This is a genomic window from Shewanella sp. Isolate11 (assembly GCF_022398315.1).
In the GTDB taxonomy this organism is placed as follows: Bacteria; Pseudomonadota; Gammaproteobacteria; order Enterobacterales; family Shewanellaceae; genus Shewanella.
Genome location: NZ_JAKEVF010000001.1, coordinates 1,078,194 through 1,102,252, shown reverse-complemented (window position 1 = coordinate 1,102,252; position 24,059 = coordinate 1,078,194). Strand labels below are relative to the sequence as shown.

At 43.1% G+C, this 24,059-nt stretch carries 19 protein-coding genes; 1 reads left to right on the top strand and 18 read right to left on the bottom strand.

Annotation, left to right across the window (positions count from 1 at the left end; genetic code table 11):
* Positions 1-294 precede the first annotated feature (294 nt).
* The 9 genes from L1D21_RS04755 to L1D21_RS04715 all read right to left on the bottom strand — a co-directional run bounded on the left by L1D21_RS04755 (position 295) and on the right by L1D21_RS04715 (position 11,706).
* A complete protein-coding gene (locus L1D21_RS04755) occupies positions 295-3,351 on the bottom strand; it encodes an SMC family ATPase (protein WP_239844068.1) in 3,057 nt (1,018 codons plus the stop codon).
* Complete coding sequence (locus tag L1D21_RS04750; protein WP_239844067.1) at positions 3,348-4,493, bottom strand: exonuclease SbcCD subunit D; 1,146 nt, start codon at positions 4,491-4,493, stop codon at positions 3,348-3,350. The genes L1D21_RS04755 and L1D21_RS04750 overlap by 4 nt, the downstream gene beginning before the upstream one ends.
* Before the next feature lie 178 nt (positions 4,494-4,671).
* Positions 4,672-5,451, bottom strand: a complete 780-nt coding sequence (locus tag L1D21_RS04745) for a TSUP family transporter (RefSeq protein ID WP_239844066.1) — start codon at positions 5,449-5,451, stop codon at positions 4,672-4,674.
* A gap of 188 nt (positions 5,452-5,639) precedes the next feature.
* The gene (locus L1D21_RS04740; protein WP_239844065.1) at positions 5,640-7,598 is read right to left on the bottom strand and encodes an NERD domain-containing protein kinase family protein; all 1,959 of its coding nucleotides are present in this window, start codon (positions 7,596-7,598) and stop codon (positions 5,640-5,642) included.
* A gap of 396 nt (positions 7,599-7,994) precedes the next feature.
* A complete protein-coding gene (locus L1D21_RS04735; protein ID WP_239844064.1) occupies positions 7,995-8,381 on the bottom strand; it encodes a ribonuclease E inhibitor RraB in 387 nt (128 codons plus the stop codon).
* 24 nt (positions 8,382-8,405) lie between these two features.
* Positions 8,406-8,639, bottom strand: coding sequence for an RNA-binding S4 domain-containing protein (locus tag L1D21_RS04730; RefSeq protein WP_239844063.1), 234 nt, complete (start codon positions 8,637-8,639; stop codon positions 8,406-8,408).
* A 42-nt stretch (positions 8,640-8,681) separates the two neighbouring features.
* Positions 8,682-9,218, bottom strand: coding sequence for a GNAT family N-acetyltransferase (locus L1D21_RS04725; RefSeq protein ID WP_239844062.1), 537 nt, complete (start codon positions 9,216-9,218; stop codon positions 8,682-8,684).
* Between the two features lie 11 nt (positions 9,219-9,229).
* Entirely contained in the window at positions 9,230-9,532 is a 303-nt protein-coding gene (locus tag L1D21_RS04720; protein ID WP_275658923.1) for a peptidylprolyl isomerase, read from the bottom strand.
* A 350-nt stretch (positions 9,533-9,882) separates the two neighbouring features.
* A complete protein-coding gene (locus L1D21_RS04715; RefSeq protein WP_239844060.1) occupies positions 9,883-11,706 on the bottom strand; it encodes a DUF885 domain-containing protein in 1,824 nt (607 codons plus the stop codon).
* A gap of 236 nt (positions 11,707-11,942) precedes the next feature.
* Between L1D21_RS04715 and L1D21_RS04710 the strand changes: the two genes are divergently transcribed.
* On the top strand, positions 11,943-12,458 hold the full coding sequence (locus L1D21_RS04710; protein WP_239844059.1) for a diguanylate cyclase: 516 nt from the start codon (positions 11,943-11,945) through the stop codon (positions 12,456-12,458).
* A gap of 91 nt (positions 12,459-12,549) precedes the next feature.
* Here L1D21_RS04710 and L1D21_RS04705 read toward each other — a convergent pair whose 3' ends face one another.
* The 9 genes from L1D21_RS04705 to L1D21_RS04665 all read right to left on the bottom strand — a co-directional run bounded on the left by L1D21_RS04705 (position 12,550) and on the right by L1D21_RS04665 (position 23,973).
* Positions 12,550-13,794 (bottom strand): tetratricopeptide repeat protein, encoded by a 1,245-nt coding sequence (locus L1D21_RS04705; protein WP_239844058.1) that lies wholly within the window; start codon positions 13,792-13,794, stop codon positions 12,550-12,552.
* A gap of 2 nt (positions 13,795-13,796) precedes the next feature.
* Entirely contained in the window at positions 13,797-14,414 is a 618-nt protein-coding gene (locus tag L1D21_RS04700; protein WP_239844057.1) for a TonB family protein, read from the bottom strand.
* A 1-nt stretch (position 14,415) separates the two neighbouring features.
* A complete protein-coding gene (locus tag L1D21_RS04695; protein WP_239844056.1) occupies positions 14,416-14,820 on the bottom strand; it encodes a biopolymer transporter ExbD in 405 nt (134 codons plus the stop codon).
* A gap of 14 nt (positions 14,821-14,834) precedes the next feature.
* A complete protein-coding gene (locus L1D21_RS04690; RefSeq protein ID WP_239844055.1) occupies positions 14,835-15,362 on the bottom strand; it encodes a MotA/TolQ/ExbB proton channel family protein in 528 nt (175 codons plus the stop codon).
* Positions 15,362-16,717 (bottom strand): MotA/TolQ/ExbB proton channel family protein, encoded by a 1,356-nt coding sequence (locus L1D21_RS04685; RefSeq protein ID WP_239844054.1) that lies wholly within the window; start codon positions 16,715-16,717, stop codon positions 15,362-15,364. The genes L1D21_RS04690 and L1D21_RS04685 overlap by 1 nt, the downstream gene beginning before the upstream one ends.
* Positions 16,717-17,499 (bottom strand): DUF3450 domain-containing protein, encoded by a 783-nt coding sequence (locus tag L1D21_RS04680; protein ID WP_239844053.1) that lies wholly within the window; start codon positions 17,497-17,499, stop codon positions 16,717-16,719. Before L1D21_RS04680 ends, L1D21_RS04685 begins: the two co-directional genes overlap by 1 nt.
* 499 nt (positions 17,500-17,998) lie before the next feature.
* Positions 17,999-18,958: a class I SAM-dependent methyltransferase gene (locus tag L1D21_RS04675; RefSeq protein WP_239844052.1), complete on the bottom strand. Its 960-nt coding sequence runs from the start codon at positions 18,956-18,958 to the stop codon at positions 17,999-18,001.
* Positions 18,959-19,087: 129 nt separating this feature from the next.
* Positions 19,088-21,730, bottom strand: coding sequence for a TonB-dependent receptor (locus L1D21_RS04670; protein WP_239844051.1), 2,643 nt, complete (start codon positions 21,728-21,730; stop codon positions 19,088-19,090).
* A 1,022-nt stretch (positions 21,731-22,752) separates the two neighbouring features.
* Complete coding sequence (locus L1D21_RS04665; RefSeq protein WP_239844050.1) at positions 22,753-23,973, bottom strand: porin; 1,221 nt, start codon at positions 23,971-23,973, stop codon at positions 22,753-22,755.
* Between the last annotated feature and the right edge of the window lie 86 nt (positions 23,974-24,059).

The window sequence follows — 24,059 nt, the reverse complement described above, 5'->3', positions numbered from 1 at the left end:
ATTTTTACTCTGACGCAACCTATGCCTCAATTTTCGATAACTTAGTGATCATTTCCCCCAAAAGCGCCAGTGGCAGGGAGGTCGATGCTCTTTTATATCAAAAAATAGCCAATTTACAAAAGATCCATCGCACAAATTAATCGCATGGATCACAACTTAAGTATTTAAACTATAGATAAGTCGACCTTAAAACATAAAAAAACCTGTAAATTCAGCAGGTTTTATTATTCATTTTTACAATAAATAGCCATGTTGTGTTGAATTAAAGTTTGTTTAAACTCTATGGCCGATAATTTAAGGCAAGGCCAATTCGATTCGGCTACCCGAGGCGGTTTTGATAATATCGATTCGGCTACCTAACTGCTCTTTCATCTCGCTCACGTGAGAGATCACGCCAACCATTCGCCCTGCCGATTGCAGGTCCATCAAGGTTCGAATGGCGAGTTCCAACGAATCTTGATCTAGGCTGCCAAAACCTTCATCGATAAACAAGGTATCAAGCTTGATCCCCCCCGCGTAGGCTTGCACGACATCGGATAAACCCAATGCCATAGACAATGCCGCCATAAAGCTCTCGCCACCACTTAATGTCGCCACTGAGCGTACTTTTGCGGTGTAGGCATCTTCCACCTCGAGTTCAAGCCCAGAAGCTTTATTGCCCTTGGCTCTATCTTCTTTTCGCAGCAGACGATAACGCCCTTTACTCATTAGCTGTAGTCGCTGACTCGCCTCGAGTAACACGTCATCAAGCAGGACACTCAGCACAAACCTTTGCAGGCTAATCTTATTACCTGTGTTGCCATTGGCCACATCCGATAAGGTGCCCACAACCGCATATTGCCCTTCTAACTTAGCCGCCTTAACGTCCAACTCTTTTAACTGCTGACGGGTTTGTTCCAGCTGGCGCATACGTCCGCTCAATTGTTGCCATTGGCTTAACTGGCTTTGCTGTTGCTCGACTAACTCGGTTTTATGTTGAGTTAACTTGTCTACATCGGGTAAGGCTTTATCTTTAAGCTTATCGGTTAACTGTTTGATATTGGCCTGATTACTGATGCATTGCTGCTCATAATGTTTAATCTGTTGCTCTAAATTCACCGCCTCATCATCTGTGATGATGGCCGATTTAAAAGCCTGTTCTGAGGCAAATTTTGACTGAGTTAGTTGTTGGTTAAATTCATCATTAGCCAGCGTCAATTGAGATTGTGCCCGTGACGCACTCTGTTTATTCGACTCAAAATTAGCCTTGGCAGTTGCCGCTTGTTGCTCAGCCTGCTGATGCTGTTGACGCAATGAGTTAATCTGTTCTCTCTGGGTCGATGCTAGCTTATCGACTTTGGCTATTTCCTGCTCAAGGCTGGCCAAATCATGTAACTCGGCAGGAATGGCTTGTTGTAGATGTTGCAGTTGACCTAAAGCGCTTGAGTGACTTTTCTCAAGTTGACGATATTGCTCTCTATCTTGCTCAAGCTGTTGATTAAGCTGCTCTAGCTGACTTTGCCACTGACTGAGACTCAGCTCAATTTCTGTCACTTGCTGCTGAGCTTTATTGGCTTGTTCAAAGCCATGTTGCAACTGAGCCTGTTTAGATTCAAGCTGCTCAAGTGTCAACTTATCGATGTCTTTCACTTGCTCAGCCACTTCATGTTGACGCTGCTGAGCATGGGTTAAGCTTTGTTGTAATATGCGATAGTCGCTTCGTGCTTGGTTTAACTCTGTTAATGCATTTGATTCCTGTAACTGGGCAACCTCACGGGCTTCATCACTGGGAATGTCATGCTCACTTTGAGCCAGATTTGGATGCTCGACACTACCACAAACGGGGCAAGCGTCACCCGGACTGAGTTTGGCAGCCAATAAGGCCGCCTGCCCCTGATGCCAACGTAACTGTAATTGCTGACTATACTGCTGATGTTGTAAATGTTGAGCTTTTAACTCAGCCCCATGAGCCTTAGCTTTGGCTAACTTAAGTTCAATTGCATCAATCTCGAACTGAGCGGTTTGCCACTGCGTGAATAGTTTGATCTGTAGCTTAATCTCACTTAGCTGTTGCTGTAATGGCAGTTGCTGCTCACTTTGGGCTTTCAATGCAGGCAATTGTTTCTGAGCATCTTGTTGCTGATGATTAAGCTGCTGTAGTTGCCCCTTAAGCTGTTGCCCCTGCTTTGCAGCCTGTTGCAATAGTTGATCACTCTGGGCAACACCTTGTTTTAGCTGCTCTAATTGCTGTAATTGTGGTAACCGGGCTTGATGTTGCTGTAACAGATTTAGGCTTGTCTGTAGCTGGGTTTCCAACGCGGGCAGTTCAGCTATCGCGACTTGGGTCTTATTCAGATTTTCTATACTTTGCGTATATTGTGCCTGCGCCGCTTGTAGCTGAGTTTGTGCCTCGTTATACTCCTGCTTTCTAGCACTAACAGATTGATAAACAACCTGTAATTGCTTAGCTGCCTGAGCTAAGCGAAATTTATCTTGTTTATCATCTATTTGCTGTTTTTGACCTGCTAAGTCCTTGGCGGTAGCTTTTAACAACTCAAGGGCGTTAAATTCATCGGCTAATTGATTAGCTTGCTCAAGCTGCTGAGTCGCAATGATGACTTGTTTATCTATGGCTTGTTTTTGCTGATTAGCATGTTCAAGCTGAGGAGTCAGACTTTCTAGCTCTCTAGATAAAGCCTCATCATTTTCAAGCTCGGCACCATCAAGAATACCGTCACGACGATGACGCATCGCCTCGACCTCTTTTTTGATCCCTGCGGCTTGAAATTTGAGTTTGTCTTCGATTTTTCGATAGATATGAGTTTGAAAAAGCTGGCTAAAAATCTTCTCGCGCGCTTTCGAGTCGGCCATTAATAGCTCGCGAAACTTCCCCTGGGGCAATACCATAACTTGGCGAAACTGATCCACATCCAGCCCAGTAAATTGTTCTATCTGTGCTGTCGCCTCTGACACTTTAGCCGCAACCAACAAGGTTTCGCTACCATCAGTTTCGATTCGAGTCAGCTGCGCCTCTGGCTTGTGAACCGTAAATCCCTCGCCACTTTTCTTGGCTCGGGGTTGTTCAGGCACACGACGAATATGGTAACAACGATCGCCCAACTCGAAAGTGAAACTGACTTCGGTAAGCAATTCATCATCGGCCATATCGCAGCGCATCTGCGCCCCTTCGCGCTCATCGCCTGTAGTCTTGCCATAAAGGGCAAAACAGATGGCATCTAAGATGGTGGTTTTACCTGAGCCAGTGGGGCCATTGATCAGAAACAGCGGATTTTTACCTAGCGCATTAAAATCTACCTTCTGCTTAGCCGCAAACGGACCAAAGGCTACCATCTCCAATGATAAAGGTCTCATTGGTCCTCCTCCGCTTTATGCAAAGTATCGACAATATCGACCATCAAAGCTTGTTGCTCATCGCTCATCGGCGCGCCTGCTACTTGACTAAAAAAGTCACTAAACATATCCAGCTCACCTTTTTTAATCTGATCACTTCTGATAGCGAGTTGCTCACTCTTGGCCATCAGTCCAGTACGCTCAAGATGCAGTACGTTAGGATATACCGCTCTTAACTTACCCATGGGGTCTAAGATGGCATTAGTGTCTAGCAGGCGTACCATCAAATAATCATCGCGATGGGGATCACTGATGCCCTTCTCTAATAACTCGCTTAACAAGCCTTCAACAATGCGCACATCGCGCAACGGGCTTAGTGGCAATAACTCAATGCTGGCTTTCCCCGCTTGATCCAACTCAACCAAGGTGACCGATTTTTTCTGATTTTGCTCGCTAAATGAATACTTTAAAATAGAACCAGAATAGCGAATATTCTCAGAGCCTTTATATTGAGGACCATGCAAATGTCCAAGCGCGGTATAAGCAAACTCATCAAATAGACTAGGAGAGATTTTATCTGCTCCCCCGATACTCAGCGGCCGCTCAGAATCTGATTCGCTACCCCCATCGAGAAAACAGTGACTGATCACAACCTTGGCTACCCCCTGACTGTCATGGGCTTTAACCTGCTCGAGTAAGGCTATCATCGCCTCTTCATGACTCGTCGCTTCGCATTGAAAAACATTGCGTACGGTTGCAGGTTCGGCATAAGGCAGCGGATAAAACAGCGCAGAACCTGATTGGCCTTCTATGGTAATTGGAGCAACTTGTTGACGTAATGGTCCGGTAATATGCAGGCCACTTTGCTGCATCTGCTGTGAAGCAAAGCCTAGACGTTCATGACCATCATGATTGCCAGCGATCAAAATGGTTGTAATACCCAGCTCATGCACCAGTTGATTGAGCACCTCATCGAGCAATGCAACCGCATTAGCCGGCGGAACAGAGCGATCATAAATATCCCCAGCCACAATCACGGCATCGACTTGATGAGTCTTAGCCAATTCGATAATTTGCGACAATACATGACGCTGATCATCCAACAGACTTTGATTATGTAACTGACGACCAATATGCCAGTCCGAAGTGTGGATAAATTTCATCAGTTCTCGCTTAAAAATGAGCAGGATAGGTGCGAATGGAATTAAGTTATAGTAAGAAATGCCAAGCCATTAGGCAATCACCTTAGCGGTAATCACAACCGGGGTTCGACGCGGCCAATGGCTTGGTTAAAGTTCATTTAAGACAATAGCCTCAAAGTGGCAATCTAATTGATGACGGCTAAAACCAGCTAGCGACATCATATTGGTCGGAAAGTAGCTTAACGCTCATGGCAATTGACATGATAACCACTAATGGCCTAATGAGCTTAGTGCCTTTGGTCATCACCATACGAGAGCCTAGTGTCGCTCCAATAGCTTGGCCAACCAACATGGCTAAACCTAATAACCAAACGACTTTTCCACCTATGGCGAAGAAGATAAGTGAAGCGATATTAGTTGAAAAATTAAGCACCTTGGCATGAGCCGTTGCCTTGGCTAAACCATACCCTGCAAGTGAAACAAAGGCTAAAGCAAAGAAACTCCCCGTCCCTGGGCCGAAAAAACCATCATAAAAGCCAACGCCTAAACCGGCAGTAAAGCCAAAGGCGGTGGGCGTGAGCAATTGCTGCTTATCTTCTTCACTGATTTTTTTTGAAAAAAGAAAATAACCACCGATGGCCAATATCAGAAAAGGCAGTAAGAACTGCAATACGGAAGTGTCGATCAACTGCACCGCGATAGTACCCAGCGCCGAGCCCACAAAAGCACACAAGATGGACCATTTCATCTTGCTCAGACTCACGAAACCTTTTCGCACAAAATAGAGACTGGCAAAAAAGCTACCACCGCAGGCTTGCAACTTATTAGTTGCCAGTGCGGCCGTAGGAGGCAATCCAGCCCACATCAACGCAGGAATAGTGATCAGCCCGCCGCCACCGGCAATTGCATCAATAAAGCCTGCAATCATGGCAACAGCAAAAAGCACGGCGATTAGCTCATAAGTGAGTTCAAATGACATGGAATAGATTTACCTAAACAACTAAATAAGGAGCCGCTATTAAACGCGCTTTACTATCACAAGGCAAAGAAGATTTTTACCATTGAGCCTTGATTGCGACATAAGCTGATCGAATCAAGGCTCAATAACATTAACCACTACTCATTTCGAATTCATAGCCGTTAACTAACTGACTTTAACCTACCGTCTCAAAGAGTAACATCGAACGCTTCAAGGTAGTTTTTACCTGCGGCATCAAATTCAAACTTCAATACCTGTAAACAGGTCTGGTAAGTTTGCTGGCTAAACCAAGTACTATCCAACGACTCAAACGCATGAATAATACCTAACTGACCACCATCACCTTGCATATCTACTGGCGTTAGCGCCGCTATAAAGCTAGCCACCAAACCATAGAGATCTCGCTCTGCCTCCCCTTCCGCCTGCCACAATACCGGATCGGCATAACGGCTGGCATAATGACTCGTTGCAATATCCAGCCCTATACCAAAATTCACCAAAATGGATTTCTCTCGGTTACAAATGATATTTTTCGGACAGATAGCTCCATGATAAATATCCATCTGATGCAGATATTGCAACGCAGATAATAACTGACTAAACCACATCAAAGGCTGCCCTGACTTAATCTCTTGTTGCTCATCTAACGCAACACCAAACTCCCATGCTCTGGCAATAAACAGCTCTTCACTCTGAGGTAACTGCCCAAACGCGAGCACTTTTTCAACATGGGGATGATGTAACTTTGATAAACTTCGGTAAAGGTTACTCAGACTTAACCAATCATTTTCAACATGACTGTATATGGACAAACCAGATTGATAATTGCCCTGTATATGTCTGGCTCGCCAAAACTGACTATGCTCAGTTGCGGCAATAAACTGCTCTAGGCGATAATGGTGATCAATAATGGCACCATTTTTTATCTCGATACGCTCAGGCAATGTATCGCAAACCCCATTGTCAATCAGTGCCGACAGGTCGCATCTCAGGGCATCTAAATCTACTGTGCCACCAATGGCGGCCAATCTAAACCACTGATAAACCCTAGGTTGTTTGGTTTGCTCTGCTAACGCTAAAAACCCTATGGCGTAAGCTTTGATATCTTCACTGGTATTGAGGTTATCTTTAATATCGATAAACTCTACATCGCCTTGATCAGAGACGAACACACAATTGCTTGTCCAGCCGCCAACAGTAAAGCCACGGCGATGGATCTGCTGCAACCCAGTCACCGAGCGACGAAGTATTTCCAGCAGCTGATAAGTGGTAAAGCGCTTATAGTCAAGCACATTAAGCGGTACACCACGAGGCATTCGGATCGGTAAAACCAATTGTTCGCCATCTTGAATTAGCGGTGCACAATGAGGCACACCACTACACCCAGATAACGATTGTAAGCGTTTGAACTCATCTCTTAGGCGTATTTCATAGTGGTGTGACTCTTCGCTGTTTTCAAATTGAGTCGGCACCAATATTTTAAGCAGCCAAGGCGCGGTCCAATCGCCGGGATTATATTCCGACTGCCATACTTCCAAACCACTTTGAATAAACAAACATTTAAGTTTGATAAAGTCTTGGATCTTATTATTACGCTGTTCAACCAAAGCCACTTGACCAATGGTTGCTAGAACCATCTCTTTCTGCTCATCAGTCACTTGATGTTTATGGGGCGCGGTTAAACCCCATTCGGTGGTTAAGGCCGATACAATTTGTGCCGGCGTATAGATACTCAAAGAACCTTGCTGTTTCTCCAGTTCAATTTCTTCGCCCTTACGACCGGTAACAAATACCATTCCCTGACACCAAGGCGCATAAACCCCCACCGGAATTTTATGTTTGACGTTTCCCGCCAGCACCCTGGCAACATAGTTCGCTTTGGCTAAGCTGTTATCCACCTGACGACCATCTAAAGACCAAGCATGGAGTCCTGCATCTAAGCGACCGATATAACCTTTGACATCGACCACATAAACTCCCCACTCGCCAATGACTAAAGCATCCACTTCCATGGCTTGCCCGGATTTAGTAGGGATCTCAACATTGGTGAGTAAGATATAGTTCTCAGGGAGCTCATCGGCGAGCATAGAGAATGCCCAACGCTCTGCATCATTAACTGGGGTACCAAAACTGATCTGCTTTGCCATTCTTGTCTCCGTGTGTGGCAATAAATCGGCTCAAGCCGATGCTAATTAAGTCCAATCAGAATAAGAAAGTGTGCTACTCAGCGCGTTTTTGGCGACTCATGCAAGGCAGTGGATGATGGAATGGTGATTCCCTCATGGCCATTTAACGCAAAATAATACGCCTTAAAGGCGAGTTTTAGCACTTCTGATGTTGTGTTAACGCGTTTAACCGTAGAACAACTATGCTCTTGACTCGTTGCAATCAACATGGATGTTGTGAATGCCTTTCATGTAGGAGCTGTCTCAGAAGCGCTAAATTCTCGCTGAGCGATCACATCTTTATACTGATTGGTATAAATCCAATTTACCCCATAAAAAAGCCACTATAAATAGTGGCTTTGGAAATAGTGAAATCGCTTAATGCTGACAATCATCGCTACATTGATGGTCATCATCACTAAATTCATCATCGCCCTCTTGATGCTGCATCACACCCCAACCATCGGTGGCACCACCAAATTCGGCCGCAAAATTATTGAGTTCGACTTCTTGATCGACAATCGCCTGATATTCTGGAACCATGTTTAAACACACGATCAGTTCCCATTTACCCAATTCATCATTAAGATGAAGCTCGATTTCTCCTTCGAGATCAGATTGTGTCAGCTCTTCAACCGCCGATTCGGCATCACGCTGGTCTTCAAATACTAAAAAGAAATCAACATCTAAAGCTTTAGTAAGATCGATACCCGCATCCGCCATGGCCGCAAGCATTTTACCATTGTCATCATCAGGAAATTGCATAATAAACCCCATTAAGATTAAAACTTATTCTGCCGCAACGACAGTGACACTTTCGCCGTTAAAACTAACAACCTGACCCGCGACAACTTTTTTGCGCTTACGGGTTTCCACTTCACCATCGAGCGTGACCATCCCTTCGCTGATAACAAATTTGGCTTCGCCACCACCGCTCGTCATCGACTGAACTTTGAGGATCTTATAGAGTTCAATAAACTCTTCCCCTGGCAATAATGCGAGGGTTTGTACTGCTGTTGTCACTGTAAACACCTTCTTTAAAATCGATGCCGCGATTATAGCATATTAACAACTACGTTCATGAGCGAGTAAGCCGTAGTAACAGTCATCAACCCACTGTTGAGCCAACTTATAGTTATGACGTAATACGCCTTCGAGTTGAAAGCCACACTTCTCAAGTACTCGCTGAGAAGCTTTATTTCCCTGAGCACAGACACCGATAAACTTATGCACCTGAAAAGCTAAACAAGCCCAATCGATCACCGCGCTAAGACTTTCGGTTGCATAACCTTTACCCTGGCCATCTTGCCCGAGCATATAACCCACTTCAACTTGAGCAAGCGCCAAGTTACTAGCATAAAAGCCAGTAAATCCTACCGCCTGACCCGTGCTGATCTCTTCGATAGTCAATGTTAACCATTCACCAGACTCGAACTGCCACGGCTGAAGACGACTATCGAACTTTGCTCTGTTCACCTCTAGGCTATCAGGCGCTCTGACAAACTGATTCAGCTGAGGATCTTGCTGTATGGATAAAAACAGCGGCCAATCCTCAGGCTGTAACGTTCTAATCTTCAGTCTCTCGCTATAGAGTTCGAGCATAACAATCGAAATTAACCGCGACTGGTCACTTCAAGTAAGTGATAACCAAACTGAGTCTTAACAGGGCCTTGAACTTCGTTTAGTGGTGCACTGAATACCACTTCATCAAACTCACGAACCATCATGCCTGGACCAAACGAACCTAAATCACCACCTTGTGCACTTGATGGGCAAGATGAATGAGCTTTAGCGACTTCAGCGAAATCTGCGCCCTCTAGGATCTGTTGTTTAAGCTGCTCACACTGCTCTTCGCTGCTAACTAATAGATGACGTGCTGTTGCTTGTACCATGTCGTGCTCCTGATTCTCAAACAGATAAATACGATGATTATTTGAACCTTATCGCGATTCATTTAATCACTTACATTAACATAACCTGAGCTCTGGATAAGCAGAGCCGCTGAATAGGCACCTTTGCGTGCCTCTCTGCGTTGCTCTGCCTAACCATAGCTCGCTATGGTTAGGCAGAGCGCCTTGATATGCCCAAAAATCTGCACATTCAGTCAGAAAATAGACTTTCCTTTTCGAACTAATCCTTTATAGCATTGAATTAGCTTGTTAAATCTAGATTTTCCGACACTCGTTATCCCGAGTTCAGGTTAATATAAAACCCAGCAAGTATAACATTTGCTGGGTTTAAAAAACGACGAAACAAAGATTATTCGTTAGGCTTTTTTAGCATCAATCCAATGATGAATTTTTTGCTCCATCACCGCCATAGGCAATGAACCCGAAGTCAAAATTTGATCATGGAACTGCTTAAGATCAAACTTATCTCCTAAGGCCTTTTCCGCTTCGGCGCGCAAAGCAAGGATCTTCAGCTGGCCAACCTTATAAGATAATGCTTGACCCGGTAGCGCCATATAACGCTCAACCTCGGCAATAATGTCAGACTCAGCCATTGGAGAGTTATCTTTCATATACTGAATGGCTTGCTCGCGGCTCCAGCCTTTTGCATGAAGACCGGTATCGACCACCAAACGCATCGCACGCAGCATCTCGTCAGACAATTTACCAAAGTATTGATAAGGATCTTCAAACAGTCCCATCTCAATGCCAAGATATTCAGCATACAAAGCCCAACCCTCTTCAAACGCGGTATAACCGCTAAAGCGTTGGAACTCAGGAACCCCAGTAAGCTCTTGTTTAATCGCTATTTGGAAATGATGGCCTGGCGCAGCTTCGTGCAGCGACAATGTTGTCATGCCCCACTTAGGCTGAGCCTTTAGGTTATAGGTATTGATGTAAAACACCCCAGGGCGAGAACCATCCACCGCTGGTGCATCATATGAGGCACCCGCCGCTGACTTTTCTCGGAAACTCTCAACCGGCTTAACCACATAGTCAGCCTTTGGCATCACGTTAAAATATTGCGGTAACACAGCATTAATTTTATCTTTTAACACCATGTAGCCATCAATCAAGCCTTCACGCTCGGTAAAGAAATATTGCGGCTCAGATGAAAGCGATGCGAAAAATGCTTTTAAATCACCTTCAAAACCCACTTGCTGACGTACTTTATCCATCTCACCTAAGATACGTGATACTTCGGCCAAACCGATTTGATGGATCTTATCTACAGGCATCGTCGTTGTAGTATGGGCATTGGCTAAATGTTGATACCACAATTTACCATTGGGCAATCCCCACCAACCATCACTTGAACGTGCTGCAGCCAAATAGGTATTTTGGAAATAATCCGTTAACTGGCTTAATGCCGGTACTAATTTATCATTGATAAATGCAGAGTATTCATCAGTTAACTGCTGCTTTTCTTCGGCTGTAAAGCTATCTGGAAACTGATTAATTGGCGCATAAAACAAACTGTCTTGGGCCTTATCGACAAGTTGGGCCTGCAGCTGAGGAATAATGCGCTCAACCAATACACGAGGCAGTACGACTTTGCTCTCGATCCCTTCGTTCATACGCGTCTGTGCCAGTTTAGTCCAGTTAACGAAGCCAGATAGTCGCGACAACCAGTTTTGATAATCTTCAACGGTTTTGAAAGGCTGAGCACTCTCGCCACTTCCAAGCTGAACCATAGTAAACACTGTGCTATAAAACTGATTCATTGGCATAAAGTGTTCAGGGAAGGTTTCGCCGACTAAAGCGATGTTTCTATCATAGCTAAACAAGTCATAGCTAAGTTGTAGTGACTCGGGTAACGCACTACGATCGATAGCTTTAACGGCTTTTAAATAGTGGGTGTTAAGATCATGGCGCTGCTTTAAATACTCATCGGTTAACGCACCGCCAAACTGAGCGTTATAATCATTTACGCCAACGAAAGTTGCAGAAATCGGATTAAGTTTTAAGCTGTCTTTGAAAAACTGATCCACCAATGCAAGATAAGCCTGCTCGGCACTCTGAGTTTGAGCGACTACAGCCTGCTTTTCGACCGGCTTATTAACACTGTTATGTTGCGCATCCGAGCAACCTACTATGGCGAGCCCCATAGCTATCGTCATTGCAAGTAGGGTTTTATTCATTTTGTTAATATCCTTTATATTCTGTGCAATTGTGCTTAGTTATCTATAACCTGAACTCGGGATAACGAGTGTCAAATATTTAAATTTAACAAACTAAATCAATGCTATAAATGATTAGTTTGAAAAGAAAAGTCTATTTTCTGACTGAATGTGCATATTTTTGTGCATATCAAGGCGCTCTGCTTATCTTGAGCTCAGGTTCTATACTTACCAAAAGTGAGATTGAGGAGCAGCCGATGATCTATTCATTTAGTAACTCAGGATACCGAGACCCAGAAACGGGGGTCTACAACCAAACCTATTTTATGGAGATCTTCAATCGTGAATGGCACCGTCATATACGGGAAAACCAATCTCTGGCCTTATTGTATCTGTGCCCACACATTGATGAAACACTTAAACAACCGCATCTACTCGAATTATTCATAAAAAAAGTTCAAGAAGGCATTATGCGTACCACTGATGTAGTCGCGCGATTAAACCTAGATAACTTCGCCTTAGGTTTATTCAATATCGATCAATCTGGCACTCAAACCGTAATTGACCGCATCGAGCTTAAACTGATTGAATTTAATCTAGAATATCAGAAAAAACATCCACATCAGATAGAGTATGAAATAGCAGCCTGCGTTTGTAGGCCAAAAGCCGATCTTAATATTGAAGCGATATTTGAAGATATGAATGACTTATCACATCAATTAGAGCAACAAAGAGAACGCCACTATGCGATGCATTGCATCAACCTGCATTAAATCATCACAGTTCAGCGTAGCGATATCAGGCAAGGTTAAATTGAAACCATAAAAAAAGCCCCTTACGGGGCTTTTTAGACAATCAAAGAGATTAAAGTGAAACGTTATAAATACGTGCTTTCTCTTTGATATAAGCTAAGTAGCTGTTTGCTGTACGTGCCGTCTTATCATCTTTAGCTGCTTTTAAACAAGCATTATAAGCGGCTTTAAGCTGCTTATTACCTAGATATGCTAGGGCTAATTCAAATTCGACTTCACCTTCACTTACACCACCAGCGGCTAGCGCTTGTCTCAGAACAGGGATTGAATCCTTGTACTTCTCTTGTAATGTAAGTAAACGCGCTTGCTTAAGGTATAGCTTACCATCGTTGTTAACTGCGGCAGCCTTACCGTAATAGTATGCTGCTTCTTTTAACTCTTTAGCATTATGATAGAAGCTAGCAAGGATAGAGAAGCTACGCTCTTCTTCCTTGATCAGGCCACTCTTCATATGCTTTTCATAGATTTTCGCCGCACGGTATGGAGAACCACTTTGTGCTAGCAATTGGGTCAGACGGGTAATGTTAGCCGACGTCTCCAAAAATCCATTCATGTAAGCTAAGTCATAAGTAGCTACTGACTTTTCATAGTCTTCAGTCATCAAATAAAATTGCGCTAACTGTACCCAGAGGCGACCATCATCTTGGAATAATGGCACCATAGTTTCGAGCACTTTAATCGCATTTTTATAATCTTTCTTGTTGAAGTAAGCGGTTAGCTTCATTTGGTACAAGCCTTTATCTGGCTTAGTACTGATGGCTAGACCTTTATCAACAACCTGAAGCACTTTATCCCATTGTTTCATTTCTGAGTGGGCGATAGCTATACGGCGATACACTTGTGCATCTTCCTTACAGGTAAATTTCATCCAATCATAATAAACAGGGATAGATTCTTTGAATTTTTTCTCTTGAATCAATAAGTCAGCGTATAAACGTAAGGTTGCACCGTGGTCGGTACCGCCCAGAATATCCGCATCGACAGCTTGCTTTAGATACTTGATAGCTGTCGACATTTGACCTTTTTCAGCGTAGAAGTTACCCAACATACGGGCAATATACGCCTTATCAAAGTCGTCACGCGGACTGGCTTCAAGTAAAACCGCGATAGCTTCGTCAATGTTGCCTTCTTGATAAGCTTCGAAAGACTTTTGTACTTTCTTGGCAGAACCTTGGCCTACGGCCTTAGACTGTCGCTTCTCAATTGGACACTTTTCAGCGGCATTCGCTACAGGTGCAATTAGAGTTCCACCGATAGCAAGCAATAGTGCAGCTGCAAGCGTATTAACTTTTTGCATCTCTATTTGCCTCCATCAAGTTTAAAGTCTAATTGAACTGTCATGCCTGGTTGTTTAAGGGCTTTGCCATCAACAATCTTTGGCTTGTATTTCCACTTTTTCAGAGCGCGTTTAGCTTCTCTGTCGAAAATACGCTTAGGGTCAGCATTAATTACTTCAACATCATCAACACCACCTAATTCATTAATGGTGAAGCTAAGTTGTACCCAACCTTCTTTACCATCACGAGCGGCAGCAATTGGATACTGTGGCTCAATACGAACGATAGGTGTTGCATCACCGTCACGGGTCATCATGTTACCAAGCTTAAAGCCGGTACTTGCTGAACCTGCAACTACACCAGACATGTTAAATGCCATGTTGGTGTCGATGTCAGACGAACTATCTGGCGGTGGCGTATCTGGTAATGGTGGCTGCTCAGGCGGTGTAGGTGGCTTAGGTTTAACCCTAGGCTTATCCTGCACTTTTGTATCCTGCTTTTCCATACTGATCTCAATCACCGGAGAATCAGTTGCTGTGTCGGCGCGTTTAGCGCCGCCACTGACCAAGAAGGCCATGAAAACAAACAGGGCAAAAGTAACAGCACCACCAACTAATAATGATACTATTGCTCTCAGCATATTACTCTTTCCCCGCTGAAACCGAGATTTTATCGATACCCGCTTTCTTCACGTTATCCATGACTTTGATTACAAGACCATGCTGTGCTTCTTTGTCTGCTTCGATCAAAACGGCAGCTTCTGGTGATTCAGCTAACATACGTTCAACGTTTGCTGTTACACGCTCGATGTCAACCTGACGGTTTTCCATCTTGATGATGCCGGTCTTGCTCACACCGATAAAGATGTTTGCAGACTTCTTAGTTGTCGCTTGTGAAGCTTCTGGCTTGTTATAGTCAAGACCAGATGGCTTAATGAACGACGTTGTTACGATAAAGAAGATCAGCATGATAAACACGATGTCGAGCATCGGCGTCATATCAATTTGCGCTTCTTCTTCTATACTTGAATGCTTTTTACGTGCCATGTTCAATACTCTCTCTAGTGGTGTGGCAAGCTATCTTTGAGCTTTTCTAAACTGATTTTCATTTTCGCGTCTAATCGAGTGCTAAAGAAAACGCCCGATAACGCTGCGACCATACCTGCCATCGTCGGCATTGTGGCCATTGAAATACCAGCTGCCATCATACGAGCGTTACTCGTACCATGAACTGCCATCACATCGAATACCTGTATCATACCGGTTACGGTACCTAGTAGACCGATCATAGGACAGATGGCTACTAAGGTTTTGATAATCAGCATACGAGCATTCATATCTTGTTTCGCTTGGGATACCCAAGCTTCACGGATACGGTGTGCATGCCAAGAGGTAGAGTCCTCTCTTTTATCCCATGCGGTGATAATGTTCTTGTGCTCTTTTGGCGCAATCAAATTGAGATACCAATAGCGCTCAAGCATTAACACCCACATTAGGAATAGCACTGCCGCAACCAACCAGAGGACGTCGCCTCCGGAGGCCATGAAGCCCCTGACGGAATCCCAGATGTCCATCAGGTATAGCATCATTAGGCTTTCCTCTTCTCAGCGTGCTCAGCAACAATACCAGCACTTTGCTCTTCAAGAACTTGAACAACTGACTTGCTACGTGCAATAACGATTGCGTGCATAAGCATTAGAGGTAGTGCAGCAACTAGACCTTGTACCGTTGTCATCAGTGCCATAGAGATACCACCAGCCATTAGCTTTGGATCACCTGTACCGAATAACTGGATACTTTGGAAGGTTGCAATCATACCGGTTACGGTACCAAGTAGACCCATCATAGGCGCGATAGCCGCTAGAACCTTAATGATTGAGATACGTGTTTCAAGCGCTGGCGTTTCTTTCAGAATTGCTTCATCTAGTTTTAGCTCAAGCGTTTCAACGTCAACATCTTTATTGTCTTGGTAAGCTTTAAGAACACGACCAAGTGGGTTATTACCTGGGTTATCAATGTTCTTACGTTGTGCATTAACTTTGGCACCAACAACATAAAGCGTGATTAGACGTTCGATAGAGATCAACGCACCTAATGCAAGAAGAGCAATAATGATGTAACCGATAGTACCACCCGCTTCAATACGCTCTTCGATTGTCGCTTTTTGAGTGAATACGTTTAGTAGCACACCACGTGCAGGGTCAACAAATAACTTGTGAACGCCAGAAGTTTGACCTTCGAACCCTTTAACACTAGCTACTTGCTCGCCACCAGGCTGTTGAGACAGCTGCTGGATTAGGCCTAGATCAGAGTTGTAAACAACATATTGACCATCAGCTAGTAGGTTATAAGCACCTACACGAGTTACTTGAGTGTTATGCACGCTGCCGTCGATTGCTGTAATAGCACCGTCGAAAGTAACCACTTTTCCAGACTCAGCCATTTCAAACAACTGAGCTTCCCAGAACTTTTCTAGTTCTTCGATTTTTGGTAGTTCTTTACGCGCGCCAAGTTCAGCAATAAACGTTGCACGGCCAGGGTACTGGGCACTTACGTTTGAAGACATAAGCTTACCAGCGAAATCGCCCGCTTCACCTTTAACAACACCAAACATCTCACCCAAGTCACCTTGAGCAATTTTTTGGTCTTCTTCTAACTGAGCAATTTTACGCTCGTTGTCTGAGAAAGCTTGTGAAAGGTCTTTACCACGTTGTTCTTCAGCTGCTAGAGCCGCTTTTTCGCGCTTAAGCAGAGCCGCTTTATCGCCACGCTCAGCTTGGAACTCAGCTTCACGCTTTTTGTTCACTTGTGCAGCTGCAGCACGATCAGTTTGAACTTGCTTTAGTAGCTGGTCGATATTCTTAGGCGCATCAGCAGCACTAACCATACCAGCAGTCAATGATAGAGTAGCAGCAACGATTGCTGTAGAGATTAACTTTTTCATTATTGTGCAGCCTCCGCAGCTGGGATTGGTAACGCAAACATATCTGGAGCACCTTGGCCACGAGCCTGGCGAATTGCTTTAGTAATGTTACGTAGGTAGCTATCTTCTAGCTTGTCCCATGCTTTAGACTCTGGGTTAAACATCCATGCAGACTTCTGGTCTAAGCTTTGTGCGTAGTAAGCAACGCGACCGAAGTTAAGGAAATCAACTAGGATTTCTTTACCATCGATTTGAAGCTGTCCAGTTTCAACATTTAGTTTTGAACCGTATTCACGCTCGATGTTGTATGCGTCTAGAATTAGACGATATTTTTCAGCAAGAGTTACGTTTGCAGTGTTTAGCGTGTCACGAAGACGTTGAATACGCTCATGACGAGTTTCTAAGTTAAATGGCAGATCAAGAGCAACGAACTGCTCTAACGCATCAACCATTTTGAACATTAGTGGTACAACACCTTGACGAAGTTTATCAACACCGTTGATATCTTCTTGAATAGCTTTCATTGTTGCTTCTTGGTCTGCAACCAAACCTGCAACGTAATCGTTATATGACTTAGTAGACTCACGAGTGTCTACAACTTGGCCATACTCAAACGCCATGTCTTGCGCTTGATCGTAGAATTTATCAACTTTCTTTTGTGATGCTGCTGCATCAGCGTGAATTTTTGAATCCGCTTTCTGAACGTTAGAAAGTGGATCTGCAACCACTAAGTTACTGCCTGCTAAGGCCAGCGCGCCTACGAGCGCTGTAGCGATTTTAGTTCTATTGCTTACCTTGGACATAGTTCCCAACCAATTTGAAGTGAAAAATAAAAGGTTTAACTTTATAGCAACATGGTGTTTCTGCTTATCTTGCAAGAATTCCGCCGCTATAAATGTGCATTTCTCTTGTGATTGTTAGTTATTATCTTCCTCTTCTACACCCTGTCAGGTGTAGACCCGCAGGCATCATTTCACAAAATGTTGACCTGTGTCAACATTTCAAAAGCGCTAAAACTAGCGGAAAAAACGATTAGACCTGCTAATTTGCCTAAGAGGTGTTTTTTCGGACAAGTTACTGTTCCCAAAAATGATGACCGTTTGAGCTAAATCACTATTTCAAGCATTTAACATATTAAAATTTAAAACATTTAAACAAAAACATAAAACACACTTTACATTAACAACTTGGCAACCAAACCTTTGTTATAGAATTTATATTTCGTCATTTTTACGAATTAAGATAAATAAATTCTCAGTAAAACATCGCCACCATAGGCATGCATAAACGCATTCAGCTAACTTAAGCGTTTTTAATGGCAGAGATCCTCCAGGCTAATAATTGCTTGTCACTATCTTCAACTGGGGTTACACCTTCGATAGTGGCACCATTGTGGCTGAAAAGGGACTTCAGCTTTAAAGTATCGTCATTGCTAAGTGCTGCTGAAGCCAGCTCTGTCAGTCTGTGTTTTAGCGTTGCGATTTGATTTTTTGCATAATCAACATATTGCAACTTTTGCTCAACTGTCCAAAACAAGCCTTGTTTAAAAATTGCCATAATATAAGAAAGCAACTCGCTATCCTTTAAGGCTGATTCATCACGGGCAGCCAATGCTGCAACCAATGTGTTCAATCGCTTTCTTATTTGTTCACAAGCAGGGTCATTCTTTATTGCCTCTAATGCTTTGGAGTCACTGATATGTCCCATGCTATTTATTAGCTCCACAAGCACGTTAAATACCTCATCAACTTCCTTTGATGACACTAAAGTTAATATGTTCTGGTTACGAATGATGATCATCGATTTATGATGATGTGTCACTATCACTAATCGCCCTTGCGGTTTGAGCACTCTCAATGCTTCTGGTATTGATCGGCTTAAATCTGAGTACTCGATGCCATATTGCGACATCACCAGATCATAGGTCTCACTAGCAAAAGGCAACTGACAACAATCTATCGATGATTTAAGCTCTAAACTCACCTCCTCTGCCAACAACTGCTTACTTAGATCAGTGTTAATCACAGCTAAGTCAACACCGTCGACCCTGCCGCGTTTATCTTTGCCTTTAAAGTATTGGTTGACTAGCAAGGGTAAAGCACCATTACCGGTTGCCAAATCTAATAACTTGAATGCTTCAGGGAGTTTTTCAAACTCCTCAATCCAAACCGTCTGTAAGACTCCAGAATAATTTCCTGTAAAACTCTCGCCAAAAGAGGTTAGATGCCCTTGCTGCCAATATTCATCCCAATGCTGACTCATCTGTTCCTCCTTAATTATCCTTGTTCAGCGCTTCTATTTAAGCATAAAAAAAGGCCCATTTATGGGCCTTTTTGAAGTTTACTATTTTATATATCTATATGTATTACTTAATTGTCTTAGAACTAATTCTTAGAACTTAAGTGTATAACGTGCAGTGTACTCACGGCCATAGTTGTTATACAGGCTTGGGTTTTCATACTTTCCGTCTGAAGATAGTACTGGATCTTCATCAGTTAAGTTGTTCACGCCAACCATGATAGAACCGAATTCGCCGATATTATAAGTATATGTCACGTTGTGAATTAACCATGAATCCAAGCTACCTTCTGGAACTAGGTCACCATTGCTATCATAAGTGCTCGACTCATAAGTGCTATCGGTATAGTTCATGTTCCAAGAAACACGGTGATCACCCATAGTGTAAGTGGTAGTTAACACAGACTTGAAGTCTGGTTGTCCAGACCAACCAGCAGTATTCACTGCATCGGTACCACCTTCAACTTCTTGAGTATAATCAAGTACAAAGCTGTTGGTCCAGTTTACACCGAAATCACCAATGCTAGTTTCGAAGTTACCGTTAAATGCAACGTCAACACCCTTAATGGTCAGCTTATCAGTGTTACCATAACCTGTACCTACTTGAATTGCTGGGCCTAAGTTACCACCTTGACCTGGAGCACGAGTGACATAGAAGGTGTTAGATGTTGCTAAGCTACCACTTGCAATACCACGCATTACGTTAGTGATAGAACGTTGGCTAATTACATCATCAATTTGAAGATCGAAGTAATCAACTTTAACACCTAGGTTCTCAACGATATCCCAAGCCAAACCTAAGTTTAAGTACTTAGAAGTTTCAGGACCTAGATCTTTGTTAGCGCTGATGTAAGTATCATATTGTCTTGAAGAACAAGCAGAAGCTGGCGTACCTACAGAATCACAGTAAGCGTAATCGGTACCAGTTTCAGCACTGAAAGTGGTTGCTGCGTATAGTTGGTCTAGAGCAGGAGCTCGGAATGCTTCTGAGTATGAAGCACGAACCACTACGCTATCAAGCGCTTGCCAACGAACAGAGGCTTTAGGCGCTACGTTAGTACCAAAATCATCATAATCATCGAAACGAGCAGCAAGGTTAACTTCTACAGTATCGGTCACAGGTAGCGCCGCTTCGTAGAATGCAGCCCATACTTGACGATCGCCACCGGCAGAGTTACCCGCACTACCACCAATTAGACCCGCTTCTGACTGTGCGTCGTATTGTGAGTTATATTCTTGGCGGAAGTATTCCATACCGAAGTAATGCGCAACTGTACCACCTGGGAGTTCAAACAGGTCAAAACCGATACCCGCGTTGTACTGATGGAATTCAGCAGTATCTTGCGTCAGGGTTGTCGCCTTTAAATTGTTAACACCTTGCTCAGATCCTAAATCGATACCATTTGCTTCGTTGTATGCAAGACCTGAATAGCTTAGGTAGTATTCACCGATAGACTTGTTATCAGCCTTATTGAAGTGGTAGTAGAATTCCCAAGTTGCATCGTTCCATGCACCGATAGAGCCACGAAGACCTGTTAGGTAATCTTGGTTGTAATCGTCAACGTTACCGTCACGAGTACCAATACCAACCCAACGCCATAGACCGTATGCACCGTCTTGACCGTATGGGTTATTTGGGTTGCTTGCTGACATATTTGTCCAAGCCGCCGCTGGAGGAGCGTAACGACCAAACGAGTTGTTCTGAGTGAACATGACACGACCGAACCACTCAACATCATCGAATACTTCATAGTTAGCATCTACGTATACCGTGTTACGGTCAACTGATGCTTTGTTGTATGAAACGTTACCATAAGCATACATACAGTATGTTGAACCTGGACCCCAGTCATCATCTGCAGCAACTTCTTTAAATACGTCATCACCATACTGAGCGGCTAAATCGCCACAAAGTGGTGAAGCTTGAGCCTCTGAGAAATCAGGAGTAAGCACGGTAGCACCGTAGTAAGACCAGCCATCAGTTTCTGAGTAAGCTTGGATAACACCATCGCCATTAAGATCTTTCATCCAAGGTGCAGTGAATTCACGGTCACCATCAGAAATACCTAGACGATCTTGATGGTCGAATGCAAAGGTAATGTTACCCTTATCCATTTCATAACCAGCAATAACCGAAAATTCTTTACTTGTTAGGCCGCCATCACGATCACGTGAACCGCCACCAACACTAAATTCAATACCTTGGTAGTTCTTCTTCATGATGATGTTAACAACACCAGCAATTGCGTCAGAACCGTAAGTAGATGAAGCACCATCAGTTAGGATTTCGATGCGCTCAACCGCTGCCATTGGAATAGCGTTAAGGTTAGCTGAAGCACCACCTAAAGTTGGTGAACCTGGGAAACGCTTACCATCAATCAGTACTAGAGTACGGCTTGAACCCGCACCACGTAGGTTGATAGTCGCTTGAGACTGTGCAGAGCTACCTGAACGCTCAGAGAAAGAACCAAAAGAGTTAAGGTTACTGTTACGTAGCGCATCAGCTACAGTAAAGTTACCTTCAACTTTCATATCTTCTGCAGTAATAGTTGTAACAGGTGAAGCACCTTCAAGATCACTACGCTTAATGCGTGAACCTGTAACTTCAATTCGTTCAACTTTATCTGCTGACTCTTCGTCTGCTGCATAAACTGCTGGTGCAGTAAACGCTGTCATAGCCGCACCACTAATTAGTGCAAAGCGCACTGAATTAGCTAATAAGCTGTTCTTATACATGTTGTTTCTCCCTGGACTTTATTTTTTATTTTTTATGTGAACGTAAACACTATCAACGCCATTCGTTACACATGTGTACATTCGCAAACAAATAAAACCATAACTGAAACATTTAATCAACATTTGCATCATTGAATTTACAGATTTATGAATCATGTGGTCGTTTTGTAGACGAAGCCCACACTTCTTAGTTAATTAGTGATGTTGAACGGGTTAAGCATAATGAAAACTGAATTATCGACTGATTATTACCAAACACATTGAATAATGAAGAATAACCATTCAATAACAACAACTTAAATATATAATTCAATGAAGATAAATATCCCAGGATATATTTTAGTGACATTATAAATGAGTCGGTGTTGTAACAATTGATACGTTCAGTAACAGGTTAATAACTGAATACTGATACAAGTGATAAGTTGTAAAATGTGGTAAATACTATATTCAGTACCACATTCGTAAACTATTAATTACGCAGTAAGTGATATCTTGACTAAAGGGATTTAGATATCAAAGTCGCTCATTATTTATACAAAATTTAAAAATGACGACTTTCGATTGATAGCGTTTAAAACCTCAATCAATTAGGTAGGAACTAAACAATGAGCAATTGATAGGGGATAAACTTTTATCACCTATACCTTGAGAATATAAAATTGAATAGGGCGCTGTTTGGCAATAATACCAATCAGTAAAGATGTGAACGCTCTGCGAGAATATCAAGATTCTGAGACAATGCCTTTAATTGCTCCTGCATTGAAGGCATTCACAACATCCATGTTGATTGCCCTCAATTGCTCCTGCATTAAAAGACATTCACAATATCCTGGTTGATTGCAAAGAGTGAGAACATAGTTGTGCTAAGAGCAAACTCATTAAAGCAGTATCTTAAGTGCTTAAGTGCTAAAACTCACCGAGTAGCCCCCCTCTTAATATGATTGAGTACATCTGATATTTTCTGTGCAATAAAAAAACACGCTCTAAGGCGTGTTTTTTTGCAAATGAAGCAATAAAGATCAAAGTGAGTAACGTATACCTATCGCTACGCCATCTTCTTCATCTTGAGCCATCGCTTCGGCGTCTCGTAGGCCTTCCACAGTAACCGCATCGAATTCGCTGTAATCTTTACGCCCTTCGATATACAGCACTGTATGGTTGTCCCACACATAATGCAAACCCACAACGACAAACTGGCGCTTAAAGGTAGACTCTGGATCAACATTATTTGGCTGAGTGATATAGTTTTTACCCGCATCTAAAATGTTGTAAGAGATAAATGGACGCCAACCATTTTCAAATTTATATGAGAATAGAGTTTCGATACCGTATGAATCTTTGATCAATCGGCCTAAATTATCTGTGTCATGATTCTCATTGTAGTTGTAGTTTGCTGCAGCATAAAAGCCATCATCATCAAACCCACCCCAAGTGATCCCTGCACCATAGATCATATCGGTTGCGCTGATTTTATTACCCGACCCCCTGAAAGTCACATCAAACTCACCACGGTTAAGACCTGCAGTCAACATGAGTTTATCTGTCACGTTATATGTGACAGCGACACCATAGGTATGACCATATTCGACCTCTTCGGAATCAAGACCTTGGTCCCAACGCTCTTGACAGTCTGAGGTTGATATTCCGTCATTTTCACAAGTATAAAAAGTATCGTTTTTTAACTGTGTTTGAACGGCAAAACTAAAGTCACCAAATTCATTACGATATTGGACGGTTTTATCACCACGACCAACACCATTTACCGCACCATCCGCCTTATTGTAGGTATAAACACCAGCGGCGTTGCCGTCCCACACAAAACCATAGTTAGTGTTGTAAACCACATCATACCAAGCCCCCCATTGCTTACCAATTGTTAAGCTACCGTATGAATCATTGGCAACACCAACATAACCAAGACGGTTGTTTAAAAATTCTCCGCCTTGAGATTCAAAGTTACTCTCACTGCTATATACAATGGTACTGTTACCAAACGGGTTAACACCCCACTCTAACTTCGTAAAGGCTTTCCATCCGTCACTTAATTCACGAGTGAAACCAAAATTAATACGTGATGCGCCGTTGACCACTTCCGTTACACCATGAGTGTCAATAACACGAGCATCAACAAAGCCACCAATTTCAACGGCATTTTTATCGTCTTTATAAATCTCAATCGCAGATGCAGTTGGTACAACAATCACTGTTGCTAATGCAGTTGCTAATAAACTTTTTTTCATCTGTTTACCTATCCTTCTATCAGTATTCCGCTCGCATTCAATTTGGTACAAGGGTCGTTGCTTAATTTCGTCATTATTTTAATAGA